At 32.1% G+C, this 1,015-nt stretch carries 1 protein-coding gene; it reads right to left on the bottom strand.

Annotated features, from left to right (window positions below; all coding sequences use genetic code 11):
• The coding region (locus tag HMPREF2930_RS11585) for a DUF1542 domain-containing protein (RefSeq protein WP_176745775.1) at nucleotides 1–1,015 on the bottom strand (1,015 nt) is incomplete at both ends.

The following is a 1,015-nucleotide window of genomic DNA, read 5'->3' as shown; positions in this document are numbered from 1 at the left end:
TTTTTTTAGCTCTTGCTACTTGATCAATTAACGTTTTAGCTGCAATTTTTTTTATAATATTGGGTTGAATATTATTAATTGCTATTGTGCTATTATGCTCAACTTGATTCACATCATTATTTGTAACTGCTTGATTAATGTTACGTTTTGCTTTTGTTACCTCTTCATCAACTTTTGATTTCGCTACTTCTTTTTCTTCTGTTGTTGCATCAGGTGTTTGATCAATGATGTTTTTTCTAGTTAATGCAATTTGATCAATAGAAGTCTTAGCTGTCTCTTTTTTTACAACTTCTGGCTGAATGTTATTTATAGCAACAGTTCCTCTATCTTTTGCTTGATCTACATCACTATTTGTTACTGCTTGATCAATACTATGTTTTGCTTTTGTTACCTCTTCATCAACTTTTGATTTCGCTGCTTCTTTTTCTTCTGTCGTTGCATCAGATGTTTGATCAATGATGGCTTTTTTGATTTTTGCTTGAGTATCTATACCTCGTTTTGCTTGTTCTTTTTTAACTATATCTGGTTGGATATTATTTATTGATGCCGTACTATTATGTACTACTTGATCTACATCATTGTTAGACAAAGCACGATTAATATTATTTCTTGCTTCTGTCGCAGCTTCGTCTACTTTTGATTTCGCTGCTTCTTTTTCTTCTGTTGTTGCACCCGGTGTTTGATCAATCGCTTCTTTTTTAATTCTAGCTACTTCATCGATTGCAGTCTTTGCTGCTATTTTCTTAACTATATTTGGTTGAATATGACTAACTGTTGTAACACCATCTTCTTTTGCTTGATCAACAGCTTGATTTATTTCTGTATGATTAATATTATTTTTTGCTTCTACTGCAGCTTCGTCTACTTTTGATTTTGCGGCTTCTTTTTCTTCTATAGTTGCATCAACATTATTGTCGATCTCTGTCTTCTTATTAATAACTTCATTATCAATTGCTTGTCTTGCTTCTGATTTTTTAAGCACATCTGGTTGGATTGCATTGATTGTATTCGTACC

The sequence above is a fragment of the Staphylococcus sp. HMSC068C09 genome (genome assembly GCF_001813735.1).
Classification (GTDB): domain Bacteria; phylum Bacillota; class Bacilli; order Staphylococcales; family Staphylococcaceae; genus Staphylococcus; species Staphylococcus hominis.
Note: the sequence above shows the minus strand (reverse complement) of the source record. Positions and strands in the feature narration are given on the sequence as shown.